This window comes from Pedobacter agri PB92 (genome assembly GCF_000258495.1).
Taxonomy (GTDB): Bacteria; Bacteroidota; Bacteroidia; order Sphingobacteriales; family Sphingobacteriaceae; genus Pedobacter; species Pedobacter agri.
The window spans coordinates 21,577-46,165 of the sequence record NZ_AJLG01000008.1; the positions used below are offsets into that span (position 1 = coordinate 21,577).

Sequence of the window (24,589 nt, forward strand, 5' to 3'; positions counted from 1 at the left end):
GTTGTTAATTTAGGCTTTAGTTAAGTCTAACGGTGTTGATCGATCAATACTGGGTTTCCATCCGGATCAGTTAAGGTAATATAAGCCGGCCCACTTTCACCTTTAGGGGTTTCATTTAGTTCCAGACCACTAGCCTTGAGTTGTTTGGCGATCTCACAAACATCTGTAAATTCTGCTGTGGGCTGTGCCTGCTGATCCCAGCCAGGATTAAACGTGAGCATATTTTTATCAAACATACCCTGAAAAAGGCCGATTACCTTATCCTCATTTCTCAACACAATCCAGTTCTGATTGATGTTGCCACCAGTTTCAACAAAGCCCAGTTTTTCGTAAAATGCTTTGGAAGCGTGAATATCTTTCACTGTAAGGCTCATGCAAAATGCGCCTAAATTTAAATTACTCATAAATAGTTTTTAGGATTTGGTTTCAAAGCCAAATTAACAAATTAGTGTTTGTATTCCAATTTTTGTTTGAATGAGAAGCATGGTTTAGCACAAGTAAGCGCCAGCAGATTCCAGGTTTAGAAATTATTAATGCTAAAACTACAATGTGAATAATCGCAAATGAATCAAAAACAAAAGCGCCAACCTATCTGGGTTAGCGCTTCGATTTACTAGTTATCTTCTATAATTCTAGTAATCTGATTTCAGATTTGGATTGCTTTTTTCTGCGGCCTCAATGGGTGCATAATCAGATAAAATTAATGCTTTGCCCTTCTTCACACAAACATCATGTTCAAAATGAACAGAAGGTTTGCCATCCTTAGTTCTTACCGTCCACCCATCTTTTTCAATATAAACATCTTTTTTACCCATATTAATCATCGGTTCGATGGCTAAAACCAAATTTTCTTTAAGCATCAAACCAGAACCCCTTTTTCCATAGTTAGGTACCTGCGGATCTTCGTGCATGCTTTTACCCAAGCCATGACCAACAAAATCACGTACCACGCCATAACCTTGCTTTTCATTATGATTTTGAATGGCAAAACCGATATCGCCTAGTCTTTTTCCAACCACTGCTTCGTTTATGCCCACAAAAAGCGATTCTTTAGTAGTTCTAACCAAATCAACAATTTCTTTGCTTGCTTCGCCGATGATAAATGTATAAGCATGGTCGCCATGGTATTCATTTTTAATCACACCCACATCCACAGAAATGATATCGCCATCTTTCAATATTTCTTTACCAGGAAAACCGTGAACTACTACGTCATTTACTGAGGTAATGATATGATGAGGGAAACCACTATAATTGTAGAAAGATGGCACGGCGCCATGATCTAAAATAAATTCATTGGCAAGTTTGTCAATTTCAATGGTGGCCAAACCTGGGCGTAATATTTTAGCGATTTCAGATAGGGTTTCGCTTACCAAAAGTGCACTGATTCGCATCAGTTCCACTTGTTCGTCAGTTTTGTAGAAAATCATTGCCGCAAAATTACGAATTAGTTTTTTAATTGCTTAGTGCATTTAAAGCGTTACAAATTTTACACCCAAACTAAACCAACGCGAAGGAAGCGGAATGGCACCGATTTCGAAATATTGCGTATCGAAAATATTTTGTGCATCTAAATAAATAGTGAATTTATCGATAGCCTGGCTTAATCTGAAATCATTGATCCAGTAAGATTTACTGGTCATACGCTGGTTAAACCGGGTTGCCAGTAACACAGAAAAATTGTGATATTTAAAATCAAGGGTATTGGTCACCTGGTGTTTCAAGGCAGAAAGCTGATACTTTGACGCCAATACCTGCGTCATGTTTTTAAATCTCGAATCGAGGTAAGAGTAAGCTAAATTAATATTGAACTTCGCGTAATCATTGATGTCAACGCCATAATTTGAACGGAAATTTATTCCCCGGGTAATCATCGAACCTACGTTGTTTGCCTGGAAAGGTTCGGTGGCCACCAGTCTGGTCCAGTCAATAAAGTTGTCAATGCTTCTATAAAAAAAGCTGGTGTTGAATGTCAGTTGTCGTTGCATAAACCTTAAGCCAATTTCACCTTGGAAAGCATTTTCTGGCTTCACATCGGGGTTGCCAATATTCCCAGGGCGTTGGTTGAGGTACAAATCGGTAAATGAAGGAATACGCTGGCTGGTTCCGAGGCTTCCGATGAACTTAAATTCATCTGTAAGCGCATAACTGGCATCGATACCCGGATAAATTTGCCATTTATATGAAGAGTTGTAATTGAGGTAGGCGCCAGCATTTACATTTAATTTCTCAAAAAAACTTGTGCGGTATTGAGCATAGAAACCAGCGTTTTCACGGCGATGATTGCCAATATTTGATGAATTGATGTCTTCACTTCTAATTTCGGCACCAAAGCCTAATTCACCATCGTTGGTTTTATAGGTGCTGGTTACTTCGGCCGCTAATGAATTCGTACTATGTTTGCTTACACCTGCATTCGGATTTACGTTGCCAAAGTAACGGTAGTTATCAAAATTATATCGGTAACTTAAACGTGGCAACAATGTCCAGCGATTTGATAAAATATGTTTGGATTGAATAGCAGCCAAGGTAGTTTGTACAGTTTCAATCGAATTTTTGTCTCCCGGAGCGGCGTAAAATCCATTGGCTCCGAATTCGTTTTTGGTATAACCGAAAGAAGCGTTGAACTCGTTCGAATCATCAAACTGAAAATTTCCCTGATAAAGCAATTTGGTGTTTTCAAACTGTGTGTTGAAGCGATAACCATTGCTCTGATCATGCGAACCAAAAAGCGAATGTTGCTGTTTTTCTTTGGCAAGCACTCCGCCTAAGTGAACACCACCATTATAAAAGGTTTTTCCTGTTCCTTCTGTATCTTTTTCAAAGTTGGAGCCTGTATGAGCATCAACCAGTACACCTGATTTAGCTGGTTTTTTAGTGATGATATTGATGGCGCCTGTTAAACTATTAATGCCATATATTCTTGCTGCCGGCCCGCGTACCACTTCGATTCTTTCAATCGCTTCAATCGGAATCGGGAGATTTAACATATTGTGTGCTGTCTGGCTATCGATTATTTTTGTTCCGTTTAACAATACCACGGTTTGCTCAAAACTTCCCCCATCAATACTAATGTCGGCCTGTGCGCCAAACGGGCCTCTTTGCCTTAAATCAACCCCGTTTGCATATTGCAATAATTCCTGAATGCTGCGGGCAGGCAATTTGGCAATCATTTCCTTATCAATGATGTAAACATTTCTGTTTTGTTTGGAGATTGGTGTTTTGAAACCGTTTTCGGTGATCACCACATCGTTGATCTTAATTACTGTATCTTGTTTCTGCTGCGCATATAAATTAGCGCTCAAAAACATCATCATGGCAAAATAAAATTTTCTCACTTGTTAATTTTTTTGCAAAAGTAGTATCTTGCCGTACCACTAAAGTATACCAGTTTTAATATAATGGATAGTCCGGTTCAAATTCCCTTCAAAAGTTTTATTCAACTTGATGCAAGTGCCTCAACACCAATATATCTACAAATTGTATTTGAATTTATTAAAGCCATACAACTCGGTTTGTTACCCGAAGGCACAAAGCTACCAGGTACCCGAATTCTCTGCAAACTTTTGGTGGTGAACCGGAATACGCTGATTAAAGCTTTTCAAGATTTAGAATCACAAGGCTTTATTGCTATTTCGCCGAGTAAAGGCACTTTTATTTTGTCTAGTCAAAAGCAAGCGCATCAAAAAGAAATAGGAGCTGCATCTCGAGCTGCAACTGCTAGCCATTTTAATTTCAAACGATCTACAATTCTTGAGGATCCGATTGAAGTAAGCGAACTGCCGCTTCAATTTAACGATGGCTTACCAGATGCAAGACTGGTACATACCGACGTGCTGGCCAGTTTATATGTATCTAAACTTAAGCGGAACAAAAGCAAGAAGGTATGGGGGCAGGTGCAGCAACAAACCCGTCAGAATTTTAAAAAGCAATTTTCCAACTATTTAAATGTAACCAGGGGACTGAAGATTGCCGAAGCAAATCTACTAACCACAACCAATCATGAAATTGGTTTATATCTGGTGCTAAAGTTATTGATTTCTACTGGCGATAAAGTGGTGATTGCCTCGCCAGGTTACTACCAATCCAATATGAGTATTTTGGATAGCGGTGCTGAAATTATCTCAGTTCCTGTTGATCAGGATGGTATTGATACTGTCCGGCTCAGAAAAATATGCGAATCAAACACCATCAGGCTACTTTACCTTACATCTGTTTTTCATTATCCTACCACAATTGCGCTAAGTGCGAAACGACGAATTGAGCTACTGGAAATGGCCCGCCATTTCGGATTTATCATTGTTGAAGATGACTATGATTTTGATTTTCATTTTGATAACAATACGATACTTCCATTAGCAGCAATTGATTCGAACGATGTAGTGGTTTATATTGGTTCGTTTGCAAAATCCCTGCCATCAGGTTTTGGTTATGGTTTTGTTTCAGCACCAGCAAATTTTATTGAAGAACTGGAAAAACATCAGCGTATTTTATCTTCGGGAGTAGATGTAATTAAGGAACAAGTGCTTGCCGATTGGATTCAGGAAGGAGAGGTGCACCGCCTATCTAAAAAAAATAAGAAAAATTATAAAGAACGCCGGGATTACTTTGTAAAACTACTGGACGAAAAATTTAGGGGTAAGATAAACTTTCACACTCCGCACCGCGGATTAGCCGTTTGGGTGCATTGGCTTGGGCAATTTAACTTAATCAAACTGCGTAAGAAATGCATGGAGAATGGATTGTTCCTACCGAAAACGATATTATATCAAGATAAAAATTTAACTGCCAGTCGTTTAGGTTTTGGGAGTATGGATTTAAAAGAAATGGAAAAAGCTCTATCCGTTTTGTCGGATTCATTAGATGACTTATTGCGGCTAACTTAAGTCAATTGTTTTATTATCAGTATTTTGGATGTTATTATTATGATAATATCCTATATCTTATTGTAAAGATTATATAGTCTTTACATTCCTTCCGAAGTTAGATTTGTTTGGTCAATAACTTTACCAGAGAATACGATTTTCATTTGTAAAAAAAGTGATGCGTTTTTTTTGGATTGAAATTATAACTGTACTTTCAACGGTTATAGTTTTTTTAAAGTTTTTTAACCAAACCTAACCAATATTATAAATCATGAGCAAAAATTTACATGACAATCGTCTGTTCAAGACATTTGGAGTTCTCGGCTTAGCAGGAGGGATAGCATTGCTACCGTTCCTATCTCTTGCTGTGGAATCGCCAAAACCAACCACTTCCTTGTCGAAAATTAAACGAACAAAGGTATTTCCGGTAAAAGGAACCGTAGTAGATTCGAAAGGTGGTCCACTTCCTGGTGTGGTTGTTAAAGTTAAAGGTGGTGGTGCAGCAGTAGCTACAGATGCAAACGGAAATTTTACCCTTAATCTTGAAACCGGTAATGAAACGTTGGTTTTGAGTTTGGTTGGTTTTAAATCAGCCGAATTTCCTGTAAGTGGAAAAAGCGAGGTTAAAATAGTAATGAATGAAGACATTGCCAACCTTGATGATGTCGTGGTAGTAGGTTATGGCACCGTGAAGAAGAAGGATCTAACTGGTGCTGTTTCGAGTGTGAAAAGCGAAGACATCACTTTAAATCCGGTAAGTAGCCCAATGGAGGCTTTGCAGGGAAGGGTTGCCGGTTTGGATATTCAGCGTACAAGCGGCCAATCTGGTCAATCGCCGAACGTTTTACTAAGGGGTAACCGCTCAATTACCGTCGGTTCAATTCCTGGCGCTTCACAAAATCCATTATATGTGATTGATGGAATTATTGGAAACATCAACAGTTTAAATCCCAATGATATTGAAACCATTGATGTATTGAAAGATGCTTCATCTACAGCAATTTATGGTGTGGCAGGTGCCAATGGGGTAATCATGATCACCACCAAAAAGGCAAAAGCCGGGAAGGTTCAGGTTGATGTGGATACTTATTATGGTACTAACGGCCGGGCAGAGTTTCCAAAAGCGTTGATGGGTGATGCCTGGTTAACCTATGTTAATGAGCGTTATTTTACCGCCAACAACCGTTACCCTGCCAGCTTAACTGATGCAGGCGTACCCGCTGCCGGAATTACTGCCATCAATAATAATCAGTGGATCGACTGGGTAGATGAAACCTTACGCAATGGGTCGCAACAAAACCATCACGTTTCAATTCGTGGAGGTTCGGAAAAAGTTCAGGGCTACATGTCTTTGGGTTATATTCAGGAAAAAGGTATTTATCAGGGTGATGAATCCAAATTCTATAATGTTCGTGGTGGTGTTGACGTTAATTTTAACAAATATTTTAAAGCCGGATTGCAAACTACTGTAAACCTGAGAAATGGTGATCAAACCAATAGCCGTATCAATAAAGCATTCGGAGTTTATCCCTTAGGTGCTGCTTACAATGCGGATGGGTCAGTAAATGCATTGCCACTTACAGGTGTTTCAGCAGTAAGTCCGATAGCCAATTATGCTGATGGTGTGTTCATCAACAACACAAAAAGCCTTTTCCTGGCCGTAAACCCTTACGTAGAATTTACGCCTGTTAAAAATCTTTCCATTCGTTCGAACCTGGGTTTAACACTTTCTGCTAACCGTCAGGGTACTTTCGCAAACGAGCGATCATATAACATTCTTTCAGAAGGCAGGACAGCAAAAGAGGCCAGTTACGAAAACAATATCGCTTACAACTATTTGTGGGAAAACATCATCAACTATAACTTAACGCTTGCCAACGACCATCAATTTACTGTTACCGGGATTACCTCATTCGAAGATAGAAGAGGAGAACGTTCTTTCATTTTTGGTACCGGACTTGAATTTGATGATTACGAATTCTATAATTTGGCTGCCGCCACACTATCTACTACTAAGGCAACAGGTTACACGCAACAAAATAGAATGTCGTTTGCCGGAAGAATTAACTACAGCTACAAAGGTAAATACCTCTTTCAGGCTTCAAACCGTTGGGATGGTGTTTCTCAGCTGATCGATAAATGGTCAACTTTTCCATCTGTTTCTGCTGCATGGCGCATCAGTGATGAGAAATTTATGGAGTTTAGCAAAACTTACGTAACCAATCTTAAGTTGAGAGCAGGTTATGGTGTGGCCGGAAATCCAAACATCCCTGCTTACAATAACAGTACTTTGGTGGCTTCCAGATCAGGAGATTTTCCACTTACCTTAGGCGGTTCAACAGCATTGCCGCTATATTCAACCAATCGTGCTTTAGGCAACGAAGCTTTAACCTGGGAACGTTCTTACAATTTCAACCTGGGCTTAGATTTTACTTTGTTTAACGGAAGGGTTGATTTTGCCGGAGAATACTTCCACACCAAATCAAAAGGGGTTTTATATCCCAGAAATCTTCCACCAACAGATGGCGGTTATGATGCGAAAAATCAATATTTTATCTATGCCAATATCGGGGAAACAAAAAATCAAGGTATTGAGTTAACCATCAATAGCCGAAATATTGATACCAAAGATTTCAGGTGGAATTCAGCATTCACGTTTACCAGAGCCACAGAAGAACTAACCAAACTTGATTTAGGTAATTCAGTTGCCACTACAGCGTTAATTACCAATAACCTTTTTGTCGGAAGTCAACTGCCTCAAACGGTAATTTATGGATATAAAAAATTAGGGATCTGGCAGCTAGGAGAAGAAACTGAAGCGGCTAAATATGGTGCCAAACCTGGTGATATTAAATTAGCGACAGTACCTAGAACAGATGCTTCAGGTGTTAGCGATAATGGTGTACACCCTTACTCAGCTTCTGATCGAATGATTCTTGGGCATAACACCCCAGATTTTAGTTTGGGCTTACAAAATACTTTTGCATACAAAGGATTTGACTTAACCCTATTTATGACCATGCGTTACGGACAAACCATTAATGCGCAATTATTGGGTTATTGGAATACAGTTGCACAACCTGAAACTTACAATTACTGGACACCATCAAACCCTACGAACGATTTTCCAAGACCAACTACCGGAACGAGTTTAAGTAACACCTTCATCAGTGCTTTATCAATTGTAGATGGATCGTATTTCAAGGTAAAAAACATTACCCTGGGATACACCTTGCCTGGAAAAATTAGCAACAAAGCTGGATTTAGCCGCATTAGATTCTATGGCACCGCTTATAATAGCTTCGTATTTGCTAAAAGCGATTTGCTTAAAAATATTGATCCTGAAACAGCTGGAAACGACAGTTTTCCATTATACAGACAAATGGTTTTTGGATTAAACGCCTCATTTTAATTTTAAAGAAAAAGGAAATGAAAACATTACATAAATATTCGTTAGGCTTAATCGTTGTATTTTCGCTTAGCACCACTTCATGCAAAAAATACCTTGATGAAGTAAATCCTGGAGCGACTACTTTAGAAACTGCCTATACCAACAAATCTGGATGGGAAGGATTAATCAATACCATTTACGTTGATAATTATTTCTTCTACGGGAAGGTAGATTTTATTGGTCCATCAGAAATGGGTACAGATTTATGGATCAACTATGCTGGTTCTGATATCGGTATCACCACTTATGATAATACCTTAAATACAAATTTAGGCACGCTTAAAACTGTTTGGGGTGGTTGTTACTCGGCCATCGGCCTGGCAAATACAGCCATTGAATTTAGTTCAAAAGTTAAAGGTTACAGCTCACAAGCCGATATTGATGCAAAGGTTGCTGAAGCTTATTTCTGGAGAGCCTGGGCTTATTTCAATCTGGTAGAGCAGTTTGGTCCAGTTTACCTCACTACAAAATCAGCTGCTACTGAAGGAAATAACATCCAGCCAAAAAGAAGTAATGAAAAAGAGATTTACGATGTAATCATCTCTGATTTGAAGTTTGCCTGCGAGAAATTGCCAATTACCCAGGGTGCTTTAAGAGGGCGTATTGCCAGAAAGGCTGCCTATGCGATGCTGGCAAAAGTATATTTGCAGCGCACACGTTTGGGCGAAAAGGAGCAATATGCGCAATTAGCCTTAACAACAGCTGAAGAATTGATTAACAACCCTGCAAAATATAATGCAGCATTGTACCTTAGCGATGCTACGCGTTCTGGCTTTGCGAAAGCGTTTGATTTGAAAAACAATAAAAGTAACACCGAATTCCTCTTCCTTCAGGCGATTGATGTTTCTGGTTTAAATCCTGAAGGATTCAATAGAGGTCGTACCCGCCAATACTATTTACCTGATTTAGGCGGTAGGGGTGCAGAATGGGGAACGATTGAAACTACTGTGCTTTACGGCCGATCAAATTCAAAACAATATAAGCCGACAAAATACCTGTTAACAAATATTTTCGATCCTAGGGAAAATACACCGGATACCAGGTTTGCAAATACGTTCACATACAAGTTTTATGCAAGTGCCGATAAATTAATTACTGCTGCACTGGCCACGGCTTATCAAAAAGATCCATCTATTGTTGGTAAAACCATTTTGAGTACCAGACAAGCTTACACCGGACCAGATTATTTTCTGGCTTCAGGCGGTACTTTTGAGGAGGAGAAAAACATGACCAACGATGTAGGTCTTTCAGTTTTCACACCGAACTGGACTATTCCCACTGCTGATAAGAGAAAAATTCCGGCGCTGGTTGCCGATCCTAATGATCTTTTCGATCCGGCAACAAATAACTATAAGTTGCCAGCATCGTTTCCGAATGAGCCGAGTTTAATAAATATATTCCCGGCGTTTAAAAAATTCTCAGGTAAGATGTATGCGCAATCTAATCAGAACTGGTTAGGTGATATTCCAATTATCCGCTTAGGCGAGGTTTATTTAATTGCAGCTGAAGCAGCCATCCTGGCGAACAACGATCTTCTGAAAGCATCAAACTATGTCAACGTAATCCGTAAACGTGCTGCCATCACCAGCCGTGAGAACGAAATGTTGGCTACACCAGCTGAAATGAACGTTGCTTATATTTTAAAGGAGCGAGGTCGCGAACTGGCTGGTGAGCATACCCGTTGGATTGATTTGAAAAGAACAGGAAATTTATCAACTGCTTATTTTCAGCAAACTAATCCGATCATTGCGCCAAACTTTGATCCAAAAAAACATACCGTTAGGCCAATTCCACAATACTTTTTGGATGCCATTACCAATGCTGATGAATTTGGGAATAATGGTTATTAGTTAATTTATTTAGGTTAAGTGCCAGTTTAAGCCGTAGCGATTGAGATTGCTACGGCTTTTATTTTGTAACAAATTTCCATAGTCAACCGTTTGCGCAATAATAGGTGTCTGCTTTTATCATCCAGAGCATTACTTTTATGATAAGTTTATTCTGTTTATGAAACTAAAATTTTTTAAGGCCATTGTAATTGCGGCAATCTTATTTTTCGTTTTCCAATTAAATGAGACCGCTGCAAGTGTAACGCTTCAGACGCTAATGAAGGATCATTTGGCCAGCGAGGTGCTTACTGTTAAACAAATTAACGGAACCACTATTGAACTGCAGCTATCTAACAAACAACGATTAACCATTGATTTCTACGGTGAAAATATTTTCAGGGTATTCCAGGATGAAGATGGTGGTTTTATCCGCAGTCCTGAAGCAAAGCCTGCCGCTGAGATACTGGTCGAAAATCCAAGGAAGCGTATTGCTAAACTTTCGCTTCAAGACGAGAATGGCACAATTAATATCAAAACCTCAAAAATTGAAGTTCAAATTGATAAAAAAAGCAGTTTGATTAAGATTTTGAACTTAGAAAATAAAGCCGTGGTGCTTGAACAAAGCTCACCAATTATACTCGATAAAAATTCAGCAAGCATTGCTTTGAAAGAAGATACCGGCGAATTTTTCTATGGTGGAGGTGCTCAAAATGGTCGGTTCTCCCATAAAGGAAAAGCGATTTCAATTGAAAATCAGAACAGCTGGACAGATGGCGGCGTAGCTTCTCCAACGCCATTTTATTGGTCTACAAAAGGTTACGGAATCATGTGGTATACCTTTTCAAAAGGGAGGTATGATTTTGGTTTAAAAGAAAAAGGCGTGGTGCATCTTGCTCACGAAACGAGCTATTTAGATCTATTTATCATGGTTGATGCTGGAGCAAAGGAACTTTTGAATGATTATTATCAACTTACCGGAAATCCGGTATTGATTCCAAAGTTTGGTTTCTACGAAGGACATCTTAACGCTTATAACCGTGATTTCTGGAAAGAAGATGAAAAAGGAATTCTTTTTGAAGATGGTAAAAGATATAAAGAAAGTCAGAAAGCTAATGGCGGTATTCGCGAATCGCTAAATGGCGAAAAAAAATAATTACCAGTTTTCTGCCCGGGCAGTTATTGATCGATATGAGAAACATGATATGCCTTTCGGTTGGATTTTACCTAACGATGGCTATGGTGCAGGTTACGGACAAACACAAAGTTTGGAGGGGAATGTCCAGAATTTAAAAGATTTAGGCGATTATGCCCGAAACAAGGGCGTAGAAATTGGTCTCTGGACACAGTCTGATTTACACCCGAAAGAAGGGATTAGTTCATTGCTGCAACGCGATATTGTTCGTGAGGTAAGAGATGCAGGTGTTAGGGTTTTGAAAACTGATGTCGCCTGGGTAGGCGCAGGCTATTCTTTTGGCTTAAATGGCGTAGCCGATGTAGCGAAAACAATGCCTTACTACGGGAACAATGATCGGCCATTTATTATTTCGCTTGATGGCTGGGCAGGAACACAGCGTTATGCCACCATCTGGTCGGGCGACCAAACCGGTGGCTTATGGGAATATATTCGTTTTCACATTCCAACTTATATTGGGTCGGGCCTTTCTGGTCAGCCAAATATCACCTCAGATATGGATGGAATCTTCGGAGGCAAAAATCTACCAGTAAATACCCGCGATTTTCAATGGAAAACATTCACACCCATGCAGCTAAACATGGATGGATGGGGTTCGAATGAGAAGTATCCGCAGGCTTTAGGCGAACCAGTTACCTCCATCAACCGAAATTATCTGAAGCTGAAATCATCACTTTTGCCTTACAGTTATAGTATTGCCAGAGAAGCAGTGGATGGACTCCCAATCATCAGGGCAATGTTTTTGGCCGATCCTAATGCCTATACGCATGGTACTGCTTCCCAGTATCAGTTTATGTATGGTCCGAGCTTTTTAGTTGCGCCGATTTATCAGGAAACTAAAATGGATAAAGATGGTAATGACATCAGAAATGGGATTTATCTGCCAAAAGGAATCTGGATTGACTATTTTTCCGGCAATCAATATTTGGGAGACCGTGTGATTAACAATTTCGATGCACCATTGTGGAAATTGCCCGTTTTTGTGAAGGCAGGTTCCATTATTCCCGTAACTGCGGCGAACAACAATGTCAAGCAAATCAAAAGCAATTCCCGTATCTACGAAGTTTATCCGTTTGAAAAAAGCTCCTTTTTAGAGTATGATGATGATGGAACAACCGAGGCTTATCAATCAGGAAAAGCGGCAACTACCCTAATTGAATCTGATGTAAACAAATCGGTAAGCCTGATCCATATCAATGCCACAAAGGGTAATTTCGATGGTTTTGTTGCCGAAAAAACGACTGAAGTGCATGTTAATGTAACGGCAAAGCCAAGCCGTATAGCTATAAAAGTTGGGAAAAGCAAAATAAAATTAACCGAGGTATTATCCAAAGAAGAATTTCTTAAAAACGAAAATGTATTTTTTTATGAAGAGAAGCCAAATCTAAATCAGTTTAGTAGTAAAGGATCAGCTTTTGAAAAAGTTCAAATCATAAAAAATCCACTGGTATTAGTGAAACTTGCTGCCACAAATATTCTAAAGAATGATATTGTTTTGGAGATTAAAGGATTTAAATCTGAGCCGAGTGATCAGCTTCTGGTTTCAAAAGGATCGCTTCATGCTCCACAAAATTTCAAAGTTAACGAGGGTTATCGGACAGCATTTAGTTTTAAACCAGTATGGGATAAAGTTCAGAATGCTGATTATTATGAAATTCTTTTCCAGGAAATGCTCTACTCTACGATAAAAGATACTACGCTTTTGTTCGATGGTTTGATTCCGGAAACAAAATACTCACTCAAATTAAGGTCTGTGAATAAAGATGGGGTTTCTAAATGGACGGAATTGGATGTTACAACTGCTGCCAATCCCTTGCAATACGCAATCAAAGGTATCAATGCAAAAACCACTGCTGAAAATCAGGGTGGAGAGGGGATTTCAAAACTTTTTGATTTCGATGAATCAAATATCTGGCATACGAAATGGGGTGTAAAATCAGATCCTTTCGAAATGATTATAGATTTAAAAGGCGTGAACAAGTTGGATCATTTAAGCTACTTGCCACGTCAGGGTGGAGGAAACGGAACATTAATGAAAGGCAGCGTATTTTATAGCGAAGATAAAACCGCCTGGACAAAGGTTAACGACTTTGACTGGAAAAACAATGGTGACCCGAAAATTATCTCCTTCAACGGAAATCCGGCAGCCCGTTATTTGAAAATCGCAGTGGAAAAAGGAGCGGGAGGTTTTGGCTCCGGACGGGAATTGTACATTTTCAGGGTTCCTGGAAGTGAGGCTTCAATCGCCGGCGATATTAATAATGATAAAATCATCGATCGTAATGACTTTACATCATACAGCAATTATACAGGATTGAGAAAAGGTGATGCTGATTTCGAAGGTTACATCAGCAAGGGTGATATTAATAAAAATGGATTAATTGATGCCTTTGATATTTCGAATGTTGCGACGCAGCTCGATGGTGGCGTAAGGACATCTGCGAAAGCTGAATTAGATGGAAAAATCGTTTTAAATGTGTCGAAATCAGTTTTTCAAAAAGATGAGATCGTAGAAATTAAAGTAAAGGGCATTGGCCTAAAAGATGTAAATGCTTTGAGCTTTGCTTTGCCATACGATAGCAAAGATTATGAATATGTGGGTGTTGATACTATTGGTACAAAATCAATGGAAAACTTAACTTATGATCGTTTGCATGCAGATGGCAGTAAAGTACTTTATCCAACGTTTGTAAATATTGGAAACAAAGCCACGTTAAAAGGTAATGAAGATTTATTTGTAGTTAAATTTAAGGCCAAACGGAGGGTTACCTTCAGTTTAAAAATGAATAACGGAATATTGGTAGATCAATCGCTTTCATCAAAGAAGATGTAGTAAAGAAAGAGCCTTCATTAGCAAGTGAAGGTGCTTTTATATCACTTACTTAGGAAGGGAAATGGAAACGGTTGTACCTTGCTTGAGTACAGAATCTACCTTAATGCTTCCCCTCATTTTACCAACTAAGCTGCTTACCGCATCTAAACCCAATCCGTTTCCTTTGCGGTTAAACCGATCGTGCTCCTGCACTGTAAAACCTTCGAAAAATATCTTTTCAAGATTCTCTTCAGAGATGCCTCTGCCATTATCTTTTACCTGAAGTACATATTGGTCTTCAGCTAAAGTACAGGAAACCTGAATTTCCGGTTTATCTTTATCATTGTAGCGAATGGCGTTGGTGAGCAAATTCAACATAATTTGTTCAATCGCAATTTTCGATGTATGAATGTTGATCCGTTCAGGCATGCTGATGTTAAAATCTCTTGGTACGTTCAGCATCGGGATTAAATTTTCGAGCAATAACCTGAAATCAATTGTTTCCTGTTTTTCGAGTAATGTTGATGGTGCTTTTGAATAATCAAGCATATCATCCACATAATTAACAAGGTTTTTGGCAGAGCGTAAAGCAATCTGGATCAATCTCACAGCTTTTTCATCTCCTTCGGCATCAAAGCGCTTACGTAATGATTCAGCAGAAAGAATAATGCTCGCCAGCGGATTTTTAATATCGTGTGCTACCCGTTGTGCAAACTTTTCAATAAACAGATTTGATTCACTTAGGGCTGTATTAACTTTTTCCAATTCGCTGACTTTTCTTCGCAACTCCAGCTGATGCTGTGCTTGTCGGGCCAAAATTTTAAGTGCATTGATCTGGCTTTCACTTAATCCTTTTTCTTCATGATCAATTACACATAAGGTGCCCAGGGCATAGCCTTCGGGGTTTATTAACGGAACGCCGGCATAAAAAACAATATCCGGGTGGCCGGTAACCAATGGGTTTTCTACAAAGCGATGATCTTGCGTTGCATTATTTACAATCATAATATCGCCATTGCCGGCAATTGAATGCGAACAAAAGGCAACTTCTCTCGCCGTCTGTTTAATATCAGTACCGAAGCCAGATTTGAACCATTGCGTATCTTCCCCTAAAATTGTGACTAAAGCAATAGGTGTTTGGCAAATTTCAGCTGCCAAACGCGTTAGATCATCAAAATCACAATCTTTTCCACTGCCTAAAATATTGTAAGCCCCCAATGCAGAAAGTCGTTCATTTTCGTTTGGTGGCAAGGGATAGATGATCATAGAGTGCTTTAAAATTATTGCGCTTAAAGGTAAACTAAATAACCGAAGATTTGTTTTAGCCAGACTTTCTTAAATTCACAAAAGAACCCCTTAAAGTTTTAAAAATGCATCTAACAGAGACGGTAGATGAATCACAGCTTTTTATGAAGCGGGTTTATAAATACCTATCGAAAAGGAAATTAGTTGCTGCCTATCAGTTTGAAGCTATTGACAAAGTAAGAATTTCTCAAGGTTGTTAGGTCAGGTTTTTCTGCATAAAGTTTACGGCGTTTTCGTACATCAGCTTGGCTACAATTTTCTCAGCGCTTAAGCCTAAATCAATTTGTTTTTGTTTGGCACCAATATCCAGCGCTTTAGTCAATGCCAGTGCGAAACTATCAAACTCTGTAACATTTCTACAGCAGTCAATGGCTTCGACCAGTCCATCGAAGTCAGAACCAATACATAAATTATTCCATGGCATCGGCATGTCTTCCCATTCGGTAATTTGATATATTCTGAGCAAGTGGTTGACAATTAAGCGCAAATGGTAATTATAGTTTTTTCTAAAGGGACCATCAGTTGTTCTTTGCGAAATGATATCATTTAATTCATCTTCCCCTTCTTTCAAATCTTCAAGGTCTTCTGGCTCGGGATTATTGGCATTGATTTTAGTATCTCCATTGTTAATTGTGCCTTCTTGCAAATTTTTGCAGAGCAGTTCAATTTGCTGATCAGCATTTTCCGACATTAACAGCTCAAATTCTTCGTGGCTGTAGAAATCTTTCTGTATGCTGCCGGGTTTATCTTTCCCACCTAAAATCCTAACATCAAGTGATAGGCCGATCAATCCATCGCTTTCCAAAATCTCTCTCACATCTTCATTGTATAAATTAATAGAAAGAGGGTAAAAATATGTATCATCAAAAATACCGGCATTTTTTAGCCAGTGAACTTTATATCCATAGCTTTTTTTTATTGGGTTGATGACATCCTGGTTAAAGAAATTCCATGAGTTACCAACTAAACCAACGTGACTTGCAATAATAGGTTTCCGGAGAAGGTAACCTCTTTTTCGGAGTTGATAGAAAATCCTTCTTGATACCAAACTCATGTGTTTAATATCAATAAGTACACCATTCTGGTAGGCGTTTTCAACTATTCTTTTTCCATAAGGGCTAAACCCAATTCCTTTTGGCAGAAGCGGCCCCTTGGTTAAAATTTTATTGCCATAAGCATGGGTGATAAATTCATTTGGTGTTAAATGAGTAGGAGTAAAGTATAAGATTTTATATCCTTTTGCAACAAACGCATTGAAATTATCTATTACTTTTTCAATATCCTTTACGCGGTTATTTAAATCATAAAACGTATGTCCGCCTTCTATGTTTAAAACAATGTGAAGGGTATCGAAATCTTCTGGGTTATAATCGTGTATGCTTGTTAGCAATTTTAATTTTTTAGCTGGGCTGATATCATCCTCCGCTCGTGGGGCAGCAGTAATATTCAAAAATTCCTGATGAAAAGTTTCCTGATAGGAAGCAGTTAATGTGTACATCTCTCTCAGACGATCAGCGTTAATTAGCGTTGGAAACAAAAATTTTGCAGCAATTTTTAGGAGTACCTGATCTATCATTCCAATTTCGGGCGGATGGAGCGTTAAACAAATCAAATTGATATTCCCTTTCTCAAACAATAATTTAAGTGATGCCTGAGATTCTAAAATATTGCCGAGAATTCCATCTTTTGGAGAAAGTGTTCGCCATGCTGAAAGCTGATTTCCATTTTGAGGAAGAAACAATGTTTTCAATCCTGGGTGGCTGTGTAGATCAAAAAAGGCCATAATTAAATCAATCCGTCAATAATTAAACCATCGGTTAATCCTTATTCCATTTCATTAGTTCGTTCCGAAAATGTTATTTTCCCCTCAAGGATTTTAAAAAAACGCACTAATTTATCTACAAATAAATTTTATTACAATACTGGTTTTTAAGTATTTATGTCTGATTTTATTTGTCTGTCTAAATAATAACGCTCCTGATGTTTATGCGTGTTCCCTTTGTGCGAAATCGAATCTATCTGGTTTTGATGTCTCGAGATTATTTAAATAGTTTTTACATTTTACTTTAATCAGCGATTTATGCGCCACAACTGTATAAATTGTACCAATAAAATGTGAACCTCGGCCAATCTTATGAAACAAAAATATTTATAGCTGTTACGGTAAATGATTATCCCCAGCTGGCAAGGTGATAAGCAAACGGAGGACAAAAAAGGGCCAAAACAAGAACAGGGACTAACCCTTAGGTTATTCCCCGATTCTAAATTAACGCTTCTTAAACGAATATATATCTATTTCATTTACCCGCAAATTCTGAGTAAAACATGGAAATTGGTTGATTAGGTTTATGCCTGTAGCAATTTCCATTATAAATTTTTTGTGTGTAAAAGGTTTTAAGTTGATGTAAATGTTACCAACTCATTAATTCATTTGATATTTTGTTTTAGAAAATCCTGAGGATTATAAAATCGTTCATTGAGCTGAGCATTGTTAAAGGTTAACCAACTGGCACAGCCATAATCATCAAATTTTTTCCTGATTTCCAGATGGAGATGATGATAATCGCCCCCATATTTCTTGCTTTCTTCTTTGGTAAATAAACGGGCTAGTTTAGTGTTCTTGTCAACTTGTTTTCCATTACTTACATAAACTTCTTTTAAGTGTTTGTAGCTGGTAAACATAGTTTTGGCGTCTTTCATAGTATGACGAACAACGACCGTTTTTTGGTTTTCGCCCAGGTGAACCGAACAAACCACTCCATTCGCCATCGCATAAACTGGTATTAATTTAGCCTTTGGTTTTACAGGGTTAATATCTATAGCGGTATGGATATGACCCTTGTAGTAGCTATCTCTATGATCGCCAAAAATACTAATGATGCTGATATTTCGTATGTTGCTGCGGTCAGCTATATCAAATGGAAGAAACCATTTATCGGCAGTTTTCTGTGGCGCAACATCCGAATAATAAGGTTTCCAACGATCCCGGTCCTTTTCAATGCTTGGTGCCTCTGAAACTGATAGTGAGCATAGAAGAAGTAAAACAAATTTCATATGGTCATAATTTCAGAGCAAGATACCATTTATCAATCAAATTATCTACTATACTTTTAGTTACAGCTGTGGTAATTAAACTTTTCTTTTCAATTCTATCACCGTAATTTCTGGCCAGATACCAACTCTGCCCGAAAAGCCAATGAAACCAAAACCCCTGTTTACATTTAGATATCGACCATTTTCAGATTTAATTCCCGCCCAATGCTTATAGCGGTATTTAACCGGACTCCATTTTATGCCAAAAGCTTCAATGCCAAATTGCATGCCATGGGTATGCCCAGCCAAAGCCAGTTGAATTTTAGAAGGATTATTCTTTACCTGTGCTTCCCAGTGAGAAGGATCGTGAGACAGTAATACTTTAAAATCTGTTGCCGAAGTGCCTGCCAATGCCCTTTGCAAATCACCACGTTCCCCAAACCCAAGTCCCCAGTTTTCAATTCCAGCCAGGATTATTTTCTCTCCATCTTTGGTCAATTCAACATGTTCATCAAGTAAAAGTCTAAATCCAAGTGCTGCATGGTGAGCTTTTAACTGCTGCAAATTATTTGTTTTATCAGTTTCTGATGGCCATTTCACGTAGTCGCCATAATCGTGATTTCCTAAAACTGAAAACTGACCGAAAGGTGCTTCAATTTGAGAAAAGTGGCCAATGTAGGGAACAATTTCAGATGCGGCATTATTAACAAGATCTCCGGTAAATACAAATAAATCGCTTTTTTGTGCATTAATAAGATCTATTCCCTTCTGAACTTGTTTGGGCTTGGTAAAGCTTCCTGCATGCACATCAGAAATTTGAGTGATGGTAAAACCGTCAAAACTTTTAGGCAAGTCATCGAAATATAAAGTGTGTTTGATAACTCTGTAGGCGTATTTACCTCTTATTATTCCGAAGATAAATAACACCACTGTTAAGCAGAACATGGTGAAGGCAAAATCTACCCAGTAAACATTTCTGCCTAAAGCCTGATAACCTTGCGGTTCGAAGCTGGAAGGTATCGATAATAAAAAGCCAAATACATCGCCAACGAGCAGAAAAAATGCGAAAACCACCTCGGCAGTGAGCATAATTAAAAATACATGTGTAATGATTTGAAAAAATTTACTCATGCCGTGCGCCCGCATCTGGCTAATTGCAAAAAACAGCGCTACTGTTAATGATATCACAAATACCCAAAAAAACGGAGCGAAAGAAGCAGACGGGCTAAAGGTGCCAAAACCCGAAAGCACGTAGGCATTCAGGGCAAAAAAAAACTAAAATAATGACGAGTATAGGGAAGATGTTAATCTTTCTTTTCATAAATAATAAGCTAAATGGCCGTAAAAATAGATTTTAAACTACGATTAATTCGATCAAAACTAATCCGTTAAAATATTTTTACGATAGTTTGATTAAGTTACTAATCAACTTTTGTCCATTTAATCATTACGGAACGAATATCATCTAAAGTAAATGGTTTAGGTAGGAAATCTTTCATTCCAGCATTCAGGCATTTGTATTTATCTTCCTGCATGGCATTGGCGCTGCACCCAATTATTACCGGTGGGGTAATATCTTTGTTTTTGTAAAGTTCTAGAATTTCAATTGTTGCGGCTACGCCATCCATGTGTGGCATTTGCATATCCATCAAAACAATGTTGTAGTGAACATCTTTCGCCATCTCTAAGGCCTGAACACCATCACTGGCAATACTAAATTTATAGCCAGCTTTTTCGAGCATTTTTGAGGTAATCATCTGGTTAAAAATGTTGTCTTCCGCGATGAGGATGTGTATGCCAGCAATCGGTAACGAATTGTTATTCGTTTTTGGATGATGCGGTTTTGATATTTTATTGTTGTAATGCTGCTCAATCAAGGCTTTGAATGTAAATTCTGAACCCATGCCAGGTTCGCTGACCGCTGAAATATTGCCACCCATCATTTCTGCAAGTTTTCTGCAAATGGCCAGGCCTAAGCCAGCTCCACCAAATTTTCTGGTAAGCGATGGATTAATCTGAGAAAATGGTCGAAAAAGCTTTTCCATGTCTTCCTGATCAATTCCTATTCCTGTATCTTTAATAGATGAAATCAGCGTATTACTTTCTGAAGAAAATATGACGTTCAACCTCACGTAGCCAACCTCTGTGAACTTTATCGCATTGCTAAGCAGGTTGATGATGATTTGTTTGTATCGAATTTCATCAGCGATAACAATATCAGGTACATCTTTAGCTACTTCGATTAATAATTGTACGTTTTTGCTATTGAATAATGGCCTGATGATATTTTCTGCGTCCTTTATACAATTTCGAAAGTTAAAGGGATGGTTATGGATTTCCATTTTATTGGCTTCAATTTTCGAAATGTCAAGCAAATCATTCACAATATCAATCATGATGCTATTACTGGCCTGCAATGTATTAAGCAGCTCTGATTGTTCGTCATCCAGCTTGGTTAATTTTAAAAGTTCGGAAGCCCCGATGATTCCGTTAAGTGGTGTTCTGATTTCATGGCTCATGTTGGTCAAAAAAGTTGACTTGGCAATTGTTGCTGACTCAGCCGCTTCTTTGGCAAGAATTAAGTTTTGTTGGGAAGCTTCTAATCGTTCTTTGTTTTTTAGAAGCAAAAACTGATCAAACTCTGCCACTTTTCTATAAAAAACAAGCATCAGAATCATCATAAATGAGATATTGAAAAACGCACAGATTAAATCGAAACTTCTTGTTGCTTCATTAGGGTAGGGTGTAATGAGCGAAGGAAAAATATTTTCGAAAACCAGACAAAGCATTGCTGTCGCAGAAAATATCAAAATAAACCAACCTGTATATCTTTTCGACAATGAAAGAATGCCCACGCTGAGGTAAAATATTAAGAATACCGGTGTAGAACCCAGCGATCCACCGTTTAAGAACCAGGCGGGGAACATGGTAGCACAGTTAAACATAAAATACCAGAAGCGGCCGCTTTCTGAAACCCTATCTTTTAACGCGTAGTAGTAAAATGAAAAATGGATAATGAGATTAAACGTGATGGAAAGATTTACTGTCCAGGATAATCCAATAATAAAATTTGAGATGATACTGATTATCGAAACGATAATAAGACATAAACACAATACAGCAAACAATTTAGATTCAATGCTTATTTTGCGATCTCTGATGTTTAAAAAATCAATGTTTTTCAGCATTAACTATAATGTATGTGCGCAAAGATAAACTTTTTTGGTAAATGATGATAAATGGTTTATTGGATCAATACCCGATGTTTCATATTTTACTTTCTTTTATTAGCTTTGTACAAATATGCTATCAAAAAAGACTAAATACGCCATAAAAGCACTAGTTGCACTTGGCAAAAATGTAGAAAAACCACCTATGCAAATCTCAAAGATTGCTGAGGAGGAGCATATCCCTAAAAAGTTTTTAGAACAAATCCTGTTAGATTTACGCAACGCCGGCTTTTTGTATAGTAAGAAGGGTGCTGGCGGCGGTTACAGTTTAAACAAGAAACCTGAAGAAATTCTGTTAGTTCAGGTGATGAGGGTAACCGATGGTCCGATTGCGATGGTTCCGTGTGCCAGTTTGAATTTCTATCATAAATGCGATGAATGCGTAGATGAAAAAACCTGCGGTATTAGAAGTGCATTTATCGATGTTAGAGATGCTACACTTAAGGTTTTAAGTGAAACCAGCATTGCTGACGTTATCGGAAGAGAAGATACCTTAAAGCTTGGTATAGACAATATTTAAAGATTTATTTGCTTATTTCTCAAAGGATAAGCAATTTTTTTAAGAAAAATTACGACTATTCCTATATACTTTATATATTTGACAGATGAACATTAATTTTATACTGAATTCGATATCATTCAAAATGATGCGCTGTTGTTGTAAAGCATTGTAACAGAGGCTATACGAATAATTTATTAAGTATAAAATATGAAGATGCTTCTCAGTACAAGAGAGGCATTTTTTGAATAAAGCTAACAACACACTATGCAAAGTTTCAGAACAGAACTCGAAAATCCTATCGTCGAGCAGGACATCATAGATTTAGAGAATAAAATCAAGGCTTTTCGCGATGGAACCATCCATGATGAAAAGTTTAGAAGTTTACGCTTAGCCCGCGGTGTTTACGGACAAAGGCAGCCAGGCGTACAGATGATTCGCATTAAACTGCCGTTTGGGAAAGTAACTTTTAAGCAGTTATTGCGTATTGCTGATATCGCTGATGAGTATGGCAGTGGAAATTTACACTTAACCACGCGTCAGGATATTCAATTGCACTACGTGAGTTTGGATAAAACACCAGAGCTTTGGGCGAAACTCGAACAAAATGATATCACGCTTCGTGAGGCTTGCGGAAATACGGTTAGAAATGTTACCGCATCGCCAAATTCCGGGATTGATAAAGATGAACCGTTTGATGTTTCTCCATATGCACATGCGGTTTTCAAATATTTTTTACGTAATCCGATTTGCCAGGAAATGGGTAGGAAGATTAAAATCTCTTTCTCATCGAGCGATAAGGATACAGCTTTCAGCTATATCCACGATTTAGGTTTTATTCCAAAAATTAACAAAGATGGCGAACGTGGCTTCAAGGTTTTATTTGCTGGTGGTTTAGGTGCACAGCCGTTTTTGGCAAGTGCTGTTCATGAGTTTTTACCTGAAGACCAATTAATTCCTTTCACAGAATCGGTTCTTCGTGTTTTCGACCGCTACGGAGAGCGCAGCAATAGAAATAAAGCCCGTTTGAAATATTTAGTTCAAAAGTTAGGTTTGGAAGAAGTTTTACGCTTGGTTGCTGAAGAACGAATTGCAAACAAAGTAAAAACTTTCGCAATTGATCGAGATGCTGTTCCTCAACCGGCTTTGCCACTGGAACAAGAATACGCCGCAGTCGAAATTCTGAATGAGGCACATTATAAACATTGGTCGGCAACAAATGTAGTGGAGCAAAAGCAGGATGGTTTTTATGCTGTTTATGTGAAAGTTCAGGTTGGAGATATCAAAACGGATAAAGCCCGTGCTTTCGTTGATGCCATTAAGCCTTATGTGGCAGATGAAATCAGAGTAACCCAAAATCAGGGCTTGTTATTGAAATTTGTTCGTAAAGAGGCATTGCCATCATTATACACTGCCTTAAATAAAATTGGTTTTACCACTGCTGGTTTTGATAGTTTGGCTGATATCACGACTTGTCCGGGTACAGATACTTGCAACCTGGGGATTTCAAACTCCATGACATTGGCAGAAGTGCTGGAAGAAGTAATTTACACTGATTTCCCTGAATTTATTTATGAGAAGAACATCAAAATTAAAATCAGTGGCTGCATGAATTCTTGCGGGCAGCATGGTTTGGCCGAAATTGGTTTCCATGGCAGTTCGGTTAAGGCAGAAGGAAAAGTTGTTCCGGCTGTTCAGGTCATGTTGGGTGGAGGAACGGTTGGCAACGGCGTTGGCCGGGTGGCTGAACGCGTAATTAAGGTGCCATCTAAAAGAGCAACCAGTGTTTTACATTTCATTTTAAATGATTTTAAGGCCAATAACGAAGCAGAAGAAAATTTCCATCAATATTATGATAGAAGAGGCAAAGACCATTTTTATCAGTTATTGAAACCACTGGCCGATTTAACCAATCTTCAGCAGGAAGAATTTGTAGACTGGGGGAATGTAGAGCAGTTTGTGACCGCTATTGGGGTTGGAGAATGTGCTGGCGTTGTTATCGATTTGGTCGCCACTTTACTTTTAGAGGCTGATGAGAAATTTGGCTGGGCTAAACAAAATTTAGATAAAGGCGCTTACGCTGATGCGATTTATCATACCTACAGCACTTTCGTTAGCGCTGCAAAATCATTGCTTTTAGATAAGGGCATCAACAGCAGTACTCAGGTTGGCGTCATCAGAGAGTTTGATAATCACTATGTGGAAACAGGCGAATTTAATTTATCGACCAATTTTTCAGATTTAGTTTTACAAATCAACAAAAATGAACCAACAGCTGAATTCGCAGCGAAGTATTTTAGCGAAGCTGAAGCATTTTTAAATCAAATTAAGGTGAAAAGAAATGAGAGAATTATTGAAGTGTAGACTGATTGA

15 protein-coding genes are annotated in these 24,589 nt (G+C 38.4%); 7 read left to right on the forward strand and 8 right to left on the reverse strand.

Annotated elements, in window-relative coordinates; all coding sequences use genetic code 11:
- Window positions 1–26: 26 nt before the first annotated feature.
- The 3 genes from ON09_RS02250 to ON09_RS02260 form a co-directional block, all read right to left on the reverse strand.
- Window positions 27–404 (reverse strand): VOC family protein, encoded by a 378-nt coding sequence (locus ON09_RS02250; RefSeq protein WP_010599436.1) that lies wholly within the window; start codon window positions 402–404, stop codon window positions 27–29.
- A gap of 228 nt (window positions 405–632) precedes the next feature.
- Window positions 633–1,430, reverse strand: a complete 798-nt coding sequence (gene map / locus ON09_RS02255) for a type I methionyl aminopeptidase (RefSeq protein WP_010599437.1) — start codon at window positions 1,428–1,430, stop codon at window positions 633–635.
- A 42-nt stretch (window positions 1,431–1,472) separates the two neighbouring features.
- Window positions 1,473–3,338 carry a TonB-dependent receptor plug domain-containing protein gene (locus ON09_RS02260; RefSeq protein ID WP_010599438.1) on the reverse strand — a complete coding sequence of 622 codons (1,866 nt, stop codon included), beginning with the start codon at window positions 3,336–3,338 and terminating at the stop codon, window positions 1,473–1,475.
- A 63-nt stretch (window positions 3,339–3,401) separates the two neighbouring features.
- On the opposite strand from ON09_RS02260, the gene ON09_RS02265 reads away from it, so the two are divergent.
- From ON09_RS02265 to ON09_RS02280, 5 genes are all read left to right on the forward strand, one after another.
- The gene (locus ON09_RS02265) at window positions 3,402–4,886 is read left to right on the forward strand and encodes an aminotransferase-like domain-containing protein (RefSeq protein WP_010599439.1); all 1,485 of its coding nucleotides are present in this window, start codon (window positions 3,402–3,404) and stop codon (window positions 4,884–4,886) included.
- A gap of 250 nt (window positions 4,887–5,136) precedes the next feature.
- Complete coding sequence (locus ON09_RS02270; protein WP_010599440.1) at window positions 5,137–8,277, forward strand: SusC/RagA family TonB-linked outer membrane protein; 3,141 nt, start codon at window positions 5,137–5,139, stop codon at window positions 8,275–8,277.
- 17 nt (window positions 8,278–8,294) lie between these two features.
- Window positions 8,295–10,166 carry a RagB/SusD family nutrient uptake outer membrane protein gene (locus tag ON09_RS02275; RefSeq protein ID WP_010599441.1) on the forward strand — a complete coding sequence of 624 codons (1,872 nt, stop codon included), beginning with the start codon at window positions 8,295–8,297 and terminating at the stop codon, window positions 10,164–10,166.
- Window positions 10,167–10,323: 157 nt separating this feature from the next.
- Entirely contained in the window at window positions 10,324–11,298 is a 975-nt protein-coding gene (locus ON09_RS25580; RefSeq protein ID WP_202947104.1) for an alpha-glucosidase domain-containing protein, read from the forward strand.
- On the forward strand, window positions 11,282–14,170 hold the full coding sequence (locus ON09_RS02280) for a TIM-barrel domain-containing protein (RefSeq protein ID WP_202947105.1): 2,889 nt from the start codon (window positions 11,282–11,284) through the stop codon (window positions 14,168–14,170). Before ON09_RS25580 ends, ON09_RS02280 begins: the two co-directional genes overlap by 17 nt.
- Before the next feature lie 45 nt (window positions 14,171–14,215).
- On the opposite strand, the gene ON09_RS02285 is transcribed toward ON09_RS02280, so the two are convergent.
- From ON09_RS02285 to ON09_RS02305, 5 genes are all read right to left on the reverse strand, one after another.
- Entirely contained in the window at window positions 14,216–15,415 is a 1,200-nt protein-coding gene (locus tag ON09_RS02285; protein WP_010599442.1) for a GAF domain-containing sensor histidine kinase, read from the reverse strand.
- A 235-nt stretch (window positions 15,416–15,650) separates the two neighbouring features.
- On the reverse strand, window positions 15,651–17,237 hold the full coding sequence (locus ON09_RS02290; RefSeq protein WP_010599443.1) for a membrane dipeptidase: 1,587 nt from the start codon (window positions 17,235–17,237) through the stop codon (window positions 15,651–15,653).
- A 644-nt stretch (window positions 17,238–17,881) separates the two neighbouring features.
- On the reverse strand, window positions 17,882–18,508 hold the full coding sequence (locus ON09_RS02295; protein WP_010599444.1) for a M23 family metallopeptidase: 627 nt from the start codon (window positions 18,506–18,508) through the stop codon (window positions 17,882–17,884).
- 75 nt (window positions 18,509–18,583) lie between these two features.
- A complete protein-coding gene (locus ON09_RS02300) occupies window positions 18,584–19,618 on the reverse strand; it encodes a metallophosphoesterase (RefSeq protein WP_010599445.1) in 1,035 nt (344 codons plus the stop codon).
- A 290-nt stretch (window positions 19,619–19,908) separates the two neighbouring features.
- Window positions 19,909–21,675 (reverse strand): ATP-binding protein, encoded by a 1,767-nt coding sequence (locus ON09_RS02305; RefSeq protein ID WP_010599446.1) that lies wholly within the window; start codon window positions 21,673–21,675, stop codon window positions 19,909–19,911.
- Window positions 21,676–21,790: 115 nt separating this feature from the next.
- Between ON09_RS02305 and ON09_RS02310 the strand changes: the two genes are divergently transcribed.
- The gene (locus ON09_RS02310) at window positions 21,791–22,237 is read left to right on the forward strand and encodes an RrF2 family transcriptional regulator (protein ID WP_010599447.1); all 447 of its coding nucleotides are present in this window, start codon (window positions 21,791–21,793) and stop codon (window positions 22,235–22,237) included.
- A gap of 246 nt (window positions 22,238–22,483) precedes the next feature.
- Entirely contained in the window at window positions 22,484–24,580 is a 2,097-nt protein-coding gene (locus ON09_RS02315; protein ID WP_010599448.1) for a HEPN domain-containing protein, read from the forward strand.
- Window positions 24,581–24,589: the final 9 nt, after the last annotated feature.

Excerpts from the sequence above, each read along its gene's own strand:
- ON09_RS02250 (WP_010599436.1), bottom strand. The coding sequence starts at position 404 with ATGAGTAATTTAAATTTAGGCGCATTTTGCATGAGCCTTACAGTGAAA.
- map (WP_010599437.1), bottom strand. The coding sequence starts at position 1,430 with ATGATTTTCTACAAAACTGACGAACAAGTGGAACTGATGCGAATCAGT.
- ON09_RS02265 (WP_010599439.1), top strand. The coding sequence starts at position 3,402 with ATGGATAGTCCGGTTCAAATTCCCTTCAAAAGTTTTATTCAACTTGAT.
- ON09_RS02270 (WP_010599440.1), top strand. The coding sequence starts at position 5,137 with ATGAGCAAAAATTTACATGACAATCGTCTGTTCAAGACATTTGGAGTT.
- ON09_RS02275 (WP_010599441.1), top strand. The coding sequence starts at position 8,295 with ATGAAAACATTACATAAATATTCGTTAGGCTTAATCGTTGTATTTTCG.
- ON09_RS25580 (WP_202947104.1), top strand. The coding sequence starts at position 10,324 with ATGAAACTAAAATTTTTTAAGGCCATTGTAATTGCGGCAATCTTATTT.
- ON09_RS02280 (WP_202947105.1), top strand. The coding sequence starts at position 11,282 with ATGGCGAAAAAAAATAATTACCAGTTTTCTGCCCGGGCAGTTATTGAT.
- ON09_RS02285 (WP_010599442.1), bottom strand. The coding sequence starts at position 15,415 with ATGATCATCTATCCCTTGCCACCAAACGAAAATGAACGACTTTCTGCA.
- ON09_RS02290 (WP_010599443.1), bottom strand. The coding sequence starts at position 17,237 with ATGGCCTTTTTTGATCTACACAGCCACCCAGGATTGAAAACATTGTTT.
- ON09_RS02295 (WP_010599444.1), bottom strand. The coding sequence starts at position 18,508 with ATGAAATTTGTTTTACTTCTTCTATGCTCACTATCAGTTTCAGAGGCA.
- ON09_RS02300 (WP_010599445.1), bottom strand. The coding sequence starts at position 19,618 with ATGAGTAAATTTTTTCAAATCATTACACATGTATTTTTAATTATGCTC.
- ON09_RS02305 (WP_010599446.1), bottom strand. The coding sequence starts at position 21,675 with ATGCTGAAAAACATTGATTTTTTAAACATCAGAGATCGCAAAATAAGC.
- ON09_RS02310 (WP_010599447.1), top strand. The coding sequence starts at position 21,791 with ATGCTATCAAAAAAGACTAAATACGCCATAAAAGCACTAGTTGCACTT.
- ON09_RS02315 (WP_010599448.1), top strand. The coding sequence starts at position 22,484 with ATGCAAAGTTTCAGAACAGAACTCGAAAATCCTATCGTCGAGCAGGAC.